8 protein-coding genes and 1 pseudogene are annotated in these 7,714 nt (G+C 63.7%); 7 read left to right on the top strand and 2 right to left on the bottom strand.

Annotated features, from left to right (window positions below; translation table 11 throughout):
* Nucleotides 1–162 precede the first annotated feature (162 nt).
* From XF30_RS30375 to thiC, 3 genes are all read left to right on the top strand, one after another.
* Entirely contained in the window at nt 163–945 is a 783-nt protein-coding gene (locus XF30_RS30375; RefSeq protein ID WP_109145910.1) for a thiazole synthase, read from the top strand.
* A complete protein-coding gene (locus tag XF30_RS30380; RefSeq protein ID WP_109144704.1) occupies nt 932–1,540 on the top strand; it encodes a thiamine phosphate synthase in 609 nt (202 codons plus the stop codon). The genes XF30_RS30375 and XF30_RS30380 overlap by 14 nt, the downstream gene beginning before the upstream one ends.
* Before the next feature lie 171 nt (nt 1,541–1,711).
* Nucleotides 1,712–3,610, top strand: a complete 1,899-nt coding sequence (gene thiC / locus XF30_RS30385) for a phosphomethylpyrimidine synthase ThiC (RefSeq protein WP_109144705.1) — start codon at nt 1,712–1,714, stop codon at nt 3,608–3,610.
* A gap of 93 nt (nt 3,611–3,703) precedes the next feature.
* Here thiC and XF30_RS30390 read toward each other — a convergent pair whose 3' ends face one another.
* Nucleotides 3,704–4,258 (bottom strand): DUF4262 domain-containing protein, encoded by a 555-nt coding sequence (locus XF30_RS30390; RefSeq protein ID WP_109144706.1) that lies wholly within the window; start codon nt 4,256–4,258, stop codon nt 3,704–3,706.
* A 44-nt stretch (nt 4,259–4,302) separates the two neighbouring features.
* Between XF30_RS30390 and XF30_RS30395 the strand changes: the two genes are divergently transcribed.
* Nucleotides 4,303–4,815, top strand: a complete 513-nt coding sequence (locus XF30_RS30395; RefSeq protein ID WP_109144707.1) for a mismatch-specific DNA-glycosylase — start codon at nt 4,303–4,305, stop codon at nt 4,813–4,815.
* A gap of 214 nt (nt 4,816–5,029) precedes the next feature.
* Entirely contained in the window at nt 5,030–5,677 is a 648-nt protein-coding gene (locus tag XF30_RS30400) for a glutathione S-transferase family protein (protein ID WP_192893292.1), read from the top strand.
* 14 nt (nt 5,678–5,691) lie between these two features.
* Here the strand turns inward: XF30_RS30400 and XF30_RS30405 are convergent, their stop codons facing one another.
* Nucleotides 5,692–6,237 carry an HD domain-containing protein gene (locus XF30_RS30405; RefSeq protein ID WP_109144709.1) on the bottom strand — a complete coding sequence of 182 codons (546 nt, stop codon included), beginning with the start codon at nt 6,235–6,237 and terminating at the stop codon, nt 5,692–5,694.
* A 248-nt stretch (nt 6,238–6,485) separates the two neighbouring features.
* On the opposite strand from XF30_RS30405, the pseudogene XF30_RS30410 reads away from it, so the two are divergent.
* Both XF30_RS30410 and XF30_RS30415 read left to right on the top strand, forming a co-directional pair.
* Nucleotides 6,486–6,704: pseudogene (locus XF30_RS30410) on the top strand (glutathione S-transferase family protein); the annotation flags it as partial.
* A 191-nt stretch (nt 6,705–6,895) separates the two neighbouring features.
* Nucleotides 6,896–7,591 (top strand): glutathione S-transferase family protein, encoded by a 696-nt coding sequence (locus tag XF30_RS30415; protein WP_192893293.1) that lies wholly within the window; start codon nt 6,896–6,898, stop codon nt 7,589–7,591.
* Nucleotides 7,592–7,714: the final 123 nt, after the last annotated feature.

Below are 7,714 nucleotides of genomic sequence, written 5' to 3' on the forward strand. Positions count from 1 at the left end.
CGGAATGCCGAATATCTCATCCTCGTCATTGCGAGGAGCGAAGCGACGAAGCAATCCAGTCTGCCGCCGCGGTGACGGACTGGATTGCTTCGCTTCGCTCGCAATGACGACGAAGCTGACACCCCCGCCCGCAATATCAAAGATACTCCCGGAAACACCGACATGGTGACCTTCTACGGCAAAACCTTCGCCTCCCGCCTGCTGATCGGCAGCGCGCTCTATCCCTCGCCTGCGATCATGCAAGAGGCGATCCGCGCCTCCGGCGCCAACATCGTCACGGTCTCGCTGCGGCGCGAATCTGCCGGCGGCAAGACCGGCGATGCGTTCTGGAAGCTGATCCGCGAGCTCGACGTGTCAGTGCTGCCGAACACCGCCGGCTGCCGCACGGTGCGCGAGGCGGTGACGACGGCCAAGCTCGCCCGCGAATTGTTCGGCACAAGCTGGATCAAGCTGGAGGTCATCGCCGACAACGACACGCTGCAGCCTGACGTCGTCGGCCTGGTCGAAGCCGCCGGCATCCTGATCAAGGACGGTTTTGAAGTGTTCCCCTATTGCACCGAGGACCTCTCGGTCGCGAGCCGCCTGGTCGAAACGGGGTGCAAGGTGGTGATGCCGTGGGCCGCGCCGATCGGCAGCGCCAAGGGCATCACCAACCGCGATGCGCTGAAGCTTTTGCGCGAGCGGCTGCCCGACATCACGCTGGTGGTCGACGCTGGCCTCGGCGCGCCTTCTCACGCCGCGCAGGCGTTCGAGCTCGGCTATGATGCCGTGCTGCTCAACACCGCCATCGCCAAAGCCGCCGATCCCGTCGCGATGGCGAACGCCTTCCGCCTCGGCTGCGAGGCCGGCCGCACCGCTTACGAGGCCGGGCTGATGAACGCCCGCGACTTCGCCTCGCCCTCCACCCCTGTCGTTGGGACCCCGTTCTGGCATGCCGTATCCTGATCGCTTCTATCCCGTGGTTGATAGCTTGGCCTGGGTCGAACGCCTGACCAAGCTCGGCGTCGGCACCATCCAGCTGCGCGCCAAAGAGCTGAACGACGCCGACGCGCTGCAGATCGTCACCGACGCGCTCGCCATCACCAAGGACACGCAGGCCAAGCTGGTCGTGAACGATTATTGGCGCGCGGCGATCGTTGCGGGTGCACAATATCTGCATCTCGGCCAGGAGGATCTTGCAGACGCAGATCTCGGCGCTATCCGCGAGGCCGGCCTCAAGCTCGGCATCTCCACCCATGACGACGCCGAGCTTGAGACCGCGCTGGCGGCGAAGCCCGACTACGTCGCGCTCGGCCCGATCTTCTTCACGACCCTGAAATCGATGCGCTTCGAGCCGCAGGGCATTCCCAAGATCACCGAATGGAAGCAGCGCATCGTCACCATCCCGCTGGTTGCCATCGGCGGCATCAAGTTCGAGCACGCCGCCGAGATCTTTGCCGCAGGCGCGGATTCGATTGCTGTTGTCTCCGACGTCACCCAAAACCCCGACCCCGATGCCCGCGTGCGGCAATGGCTCGACGGTTCGAAGGAGGCGGCGTGATGATCGCCCCGCTCCCTCCACTCGTCATTGCGAGGAGCCCTTGCGACGAAGCAATCCAGACTGCTTCCGCGGATGCATTTCTGGATTGCTTCGCTGCGCTCGCAATGACGGAGCAAGAATTCACCAGCGTCGTCTCGGCGCCAATGCAAACGAATTAAACCGGAGGATCCCATGAACATCCGCTCCAACCCTGATAAAACCGTTCCCGCCGTCACCACCGGCGCCCTGCCCTCCTCGCGAAAAATCTTCGCGACACCCGACGCCGCGCCGGATATCCGCGTGCCCCTGCGCGAGATCATCCTGTCTGAAGGCGCGGGCGAGCCGAACCTGCCGGTCTATGACACGTCGGGGCCCTACACCGACCCCTCCGTCACCATCGACGTCAATGCCGGCTTGGCGCGCAACCGCAAGCAATGGGTGCTGGAGCGCGGCGGCGTCGAGGAATATGAGGGCCGGCAGATCAAGCCGGAGGACAATGGTAGCGTCTCCACCGACAAGGCCGCGCGCGCCTTCTCGGCCTATCACAAGCCGCTGCGCGGCCTCGACGGCCACAAGGTGACGCAGCTCGAATTCGCCCGCGCCGGCATCATCACCAAGGAGATGATCTACGTCGCGGAGCGCGAAAACCTCGGGCGCAAGCAGCAACTCGAGCGCGCCGAAGCCGCGCTCGCCGACGGCGAAAGTTTTGGCGCCTCGGTGCCCGCCTTCATCACCCCGGAGTTCGTGCGCTCGGAGATCGCGCGCGGCCGCGCCATCATCCCCTCCAACATCAACCACTCAGAGCTCGAGCCGATGATCATCGGCCGCAACTTCCTCACCAAGATCAACGCCAATATCGGCAACTCGGCGGTGACGTCCTCGGTCGAGGAAGAGGTCGAGAAGATGGTGTGGGCGATCCGCTGGGGCGCCGACACCGTGATGGACCTCTCGACCGGGCGCAACATCCACACCACGCGTGAATGGATCCTGCGCAACTCGCCGGTGCCGATCGGCACCGTGCCGATCTACCAGGCGCTGGAGAAGTGCAACGGCGATCCCGTCAAGCTGACCTGGGAGCTCTACAAGGACACCTTGATTGAGCAGTGCGAGCAGGGCGTCGACTATTTCACCATCCACGCCGGCGTCCGCCTGCAATACATCCACCTCACCGCCAGCCGCGTCACCGGCATCGTCTCCCGCGGCGGCTCGATCATGGCGAAGTGGTGCCTGGCGCATCACAAGGAGAGCTTCCTCTACACCCATTTCGACGAGATCTGCGACCTCATGCGCAAGTATGACGTCTCGTTCTCGCTCGGCGACGGCCTGCGTCCGGGCTCGATCGCCGACGCCAACGACCGCGCGCAGTTTGCGGAGCTGGAGACGCTCGGTGAGCTCACAAAGATCGCATGGGACAAGGGCTGCCAGGTCATGATCGAAGGCCCCGGCCACGTGCCGATGCACAAGATCAAGATCAACATGGACAAGCAGCTCAAGGAGTGCGGCGAGGCGCCGTTCTACACGTTGGGACCGCTGACCACCGACATCGCGCCGGGCTACGACCACATCACCTCGGGCATCGGCGCCGCCATGATCGGCTGGTTCGGCTGCGCCATGCTCTGCTACGTTACGCCGAAGGAGCATCTGGGGCTACCCGATCGCAACGACGTCAAGACCGGCGTCATCACCTACAAGATCGCCGCCCACGCCGCCGACCTCGCCAAGGGCCACCCCGCCGCCCAGCTGCGCGACGACGCCCTCTCCCGCGCCCGGTTCGAATTCCGCTGGACCGACCAGTTCAACCTCGGCCTCGACCCGGACACGGCGAAAAACTTCCACGACGAGACCCTGCCGAAGGAAGCCCACAAGGTTGCCCATTTCTGCTCGATGTGCGGCCCAAAGTTCTGCTCGATGAAGATCACGCAGGACGTGCGCGACTACGCGGCGACGCTAAACGATCCGAACAGCGTGGGGATGTCGATGAGCGGCACGGCCGAGGACGGCATGGCGAAGATGAGCGCCAAGTTCAAGGAGATGGGCGAGAGCTTGTACCTGGATGCGGAGAAGGTGAAGGAGAGCAATCGCGTGTTGTGAGAGAGTTCTCCTCGTCATGCCCGGGCTTGACCCGGCAGCCATCCGAAAAAGAGGAGCCGGGCCGACAGCCCGGCTTTTTCTTCGAAACTCGCTTTAAGAAATCCTCTTCTTCAATAACGGCTGGTCCTCTTTGACCGCGGGCAAACATTCCACTTCCCAAGGGAAGCGCCGATTGACGTCCTGCCAGATGACCTGCAGACAGGGGAATGCACGCCGCGATTTCCAGTAGAACCAGATCGCCGTGCCGAGATATTCGGGATAGGCCACGAACGGCACTTCCCAGAAGCCGAGCTTGTAGCCGTTCTCCAGCAAATCATCGGAGACATCGCCATCGACGAATTTATGGCCGGACTGCACTCGGTCACGGACAAGGTTGATGATGGCCTGCGCCGTTTCGGCTCTCTGGCCGAAAATGATGAGTTCGGGATGACCATAGTTCAGATGCAGACCAATTGAAAATGCAAACGGTGGATTTGCATCTGGTATGCCCGTGATATGGCAGCCGTGATTGCGGACGTTGCGCAAAATGACTTTATCGGCTTCGTGCTCGGGCTCGGGCCATTCGAACTGATCTTGCATTTTCAACCCAGATGAAACAAGCGCAGCCAGGACGAGCGTAGCGACATCCGGGGTCTTTGTCGCTAGCATATCGCTGACGCTCCTGCCGGCTACAACTCCACGGATAAGTGATTTTGTCCGATAGCAAGCTCCACCGCCTCCCCGATCAGCTCCGTCCCCACCTCCGCCTCGTTTTCGTCGGCACCGCCGCCTCGACGCGCTCGGCGGAGGTCGGACACTATTACGCCCATCCCGGCAACCGCTTCTGGCGTGCGATCCATGAGGCCGGCATCACGCCACGGCGCTATCAGCCGAGCGAGTTCGCATCGCTGATCGAGCTCGGGATCGGCTTCACCGATCTCTCCAAGACGGGCGCCGGGATGGATCACCAGATCGCGGCGGAGATGATCGACGTGCCGGGCTTCAGGGCGAAGATGGACAAGTACCGGCCGCGGACGATTGCGTTCACGAGCAAGAAGGCGGCGAGCTTGTTTTACGGCAGGCCGTCGGCTGCGATTGCGCTGGGGCGGCAGGCGCGCGATGGAAGCTGGCCCGAGACATTCGTACTGCCCTCGCCATCAGGAGCTGCGTCCGGGCATTGGACGCTGGAGCCGTGGCGGGAGTTAGCCAAGTGGATCGCTGCGTAGGGTGGGTTAGACGTGCGGATGCGCGAAGCGCAGTCCGCCCGTTGTAACCCACCACTTCTGTCGCCGCGGACGCAGCCGTGGTGGGTTACGCCTTGCCCCGTCCCGTGGGGATGGACCGCGTATGGAAACGGCTAACCCACCCTACAAGACGAGTGTCGGAATCCGTCTCCGCCAATCGTCCTCCGGACCAAGCGCGACGCACATGGAGCCCCCCATGCCCACCATCACCGCCTTCGAATCCTCCCCCGACCGCGGCCGCGGGCAGGCGCGCGACATGCGGGTGCGCTGGGCGCTGGAAGAGGTCGGCCAACCCTACGACGTTCGCCTCCTCTCCTTCGCCGCGATGAAACAGCCGACGCATCGCGCGCTGCATCCGTTCGGGCAGATCCCGACCTATGAAGACGGCGATCTCACCCTGTTCGAGTCCGGCGCGATCGTGCTCCACATCGCCGAACACCACGATGGCTTGCTGCCGAAGGATGCCAACGCGCGCAGCCGCGCCATCGCATGGATGTTCGCCGCGCTGAGCACAATGGAGCCGCCGATCGTCGAGCTCTCCATGGCGATGCTGTTGGAGCGCGACAGGAGCTGGCACGCCGAGCGCCTGCCCGGCTTGCAGGAGCGTGTGCGCATCAGGCTCGGCGAATTGTCCGGCCACATCAGTAATGCCGACTGGCTCGATGGCGCCTTCAGCGTCGGCGATCTCATGATGGTGACGGTGCTGCGGCGGCTGAATACGTCAGGCCTGCTCGATGAATTTCCTGAGATCGCCGCCTATGTCGCGCGCGGCGAGGCGCGGCCGGCATTCAGGCGGGCGTTGGAGGCGCAGCTGGCTGTGTTCACGGCCGCGTCGCGTTCGTAGCCCGGTTAGCCGCTTCAGCTCAGCTTGGCCAGCTCGCGAGCGAGGTTGGCACGGGCCTGGCGGTCGAAACTCGCGGCGAAGACCGGGTCGGGAAAGATGACCTCGCGTGCCGCGAAACAGCGCAGCACGCGGGCGCGGCCGGCCCGATAGTCGTCCTCGGCGACATGGCTGAACTCCCGGCGGATCGCGGCGGCATAGGCGTCGTAGCGGGCGGGATCGGCGCCGAGAATGCTGAGGTCGATCGAGATCAGGATCGCGCCGAGACGATCGCCCGGGGGAACGTCGTGCGTTTTGGTCAGCCGGATCAGGCGGCCGACCTCCTGGCGAAGCTCGGCGCGGATGTGCTGCTCGGCAAGCTCCGCGCTGCGCTCCTCGTTGTCCGTCCGCGTCGGATCGTAGACCGCATCGTGCCACCAGATCGCTTCCGACAACGTCTCGCGCTCGGCGACCGAGAGACCATCGATCCGCGCGAGCGCCGCCAGGCAATCCTCGATATGCGCTAGATTGTGATAGTGGCGGCCGGGCGCCGCATAGGCAGCGACCAATTCGTCGCGGGTCATGGGCGAAGTCTCACGTCGTCGATCTTGTCCTTGTTGATGGCCATCGTCATCTCCCGGACCAGAGGATCGCGGTCATCCTATTGCGCAAAAGGCAATTCGCAAATGGCGCTCTGACGTAGCCCGGATGAGCGCAAGCGATATCCGGGGAGCCCATTCCCGCATGTCGCTGCGCTCATGCGGGCTACGAGGATTGCATCCGTTTCCACTTCCTAGCATGCTGGCCTCCGCCACCCCGGAGGCGCCCGCCCATGCTGACCCTCTACTCCTACCCAGAACTCTTCGGCGTCGCCGACAACAACGGCTACGGCCTCAAGGTCTATGCGTTTCTCAAGCTCGCGGGCGTGCCGTTCGTGCATGAGCACGTCTTCGATGCCTCTGCCGCGCCGCGCGGGCAGCTGCCTTACATCGTCGACGACAGCGAGACCATCGGCGACAGCGAGACCATCATCGCGCACGCGACTAAGAAATCCAGAGGATTGCGGTCATCCTATTGCGCAAAAGGCAATTCGCAAATGGCGCTCTGACGTAGCCCGGATGAGCGCAAGCGATATCCGGGGAGCCCATTCCCGCATGTCGCTGCGCTCATGCGGGCTACGAGGATTGCATCCGTTTCTACTCCCTAGCATGCTGGCCTCCGCCACCCCGGAGGAGCCCGCCCATGCTGACCCTCTACTCCTACCCAGAACTCTTCGGCGTCGCCGACAACAACGGCTACGGCCTCAAGGTCTATGCGTTTCTCAAGCTCGCGGGCGTGCCGTTCGTGCATGAGCACGTCTTCGATGCCTCGGCCGCACCGCGCGGGCAGCTGCCTTACATCGTCGACGACAGCGAGATCATCGGCGACAGCGAGACCATCATCGCGCACGCGACTAAGAAATACCGCCTCACGATCGATGCCGGCTTGTCAGCGGAGCAGCGCCGCACCGACCATCTCGTCACGCGCATGCTGGACGATCTCTACTGGGTGATGTCCTATTCGCGCTGGAAGGACGAGCGCTTCTATCCGGCATTCCGCGACGCGTTCATTGCGCAGCATCCGCAGATCGACGCTGCCGGCTTCGAGAAGGCCAAGGCCTACAATGCGCAGCGCTATCACTTCCAGGGCATCGGCCGCTACACGCCCGAGCAGGCCTATGCCCGGGGGCTCGCCGAGTTGCAGGTGCTGGCGGACATCGTGCCGGCGCAAGGCTTCGTGCACGGCGCGGCGCCGACGAGCGTTGATGCCGGCATCTACGGCTTCATCGCCAACATCTATTACTTTCCGATCCCGACGCCGCTGAAGGCCTTCGTCGATGCGCACGCAAACCTCGTCGCGCATTGCGAGCGGGTGCATGCGAGGGTCGAGAAATCGTAGGGTGGGTTAGCTTCGGGCGGCGCGAAGCGCTGTCCGAAGCGTAATCCACCACTGTTCGTCTCCGGAGACGCCAAAGAGGTGGGTTACGCCCCGCGGATTCGCTGCGCGGATCCGCAGGGCCAA

The organism is Bradyrhizobium sp. SUTN9-2, from assembly GCF_003122645.1.
GTDB lineage: Bacteria > Pseudomonadota > Alphaproteobacteria > Rhizobiales > Xanthobacteraceae > Bradyrhizobium > Bradyrhizobium yuanmingense.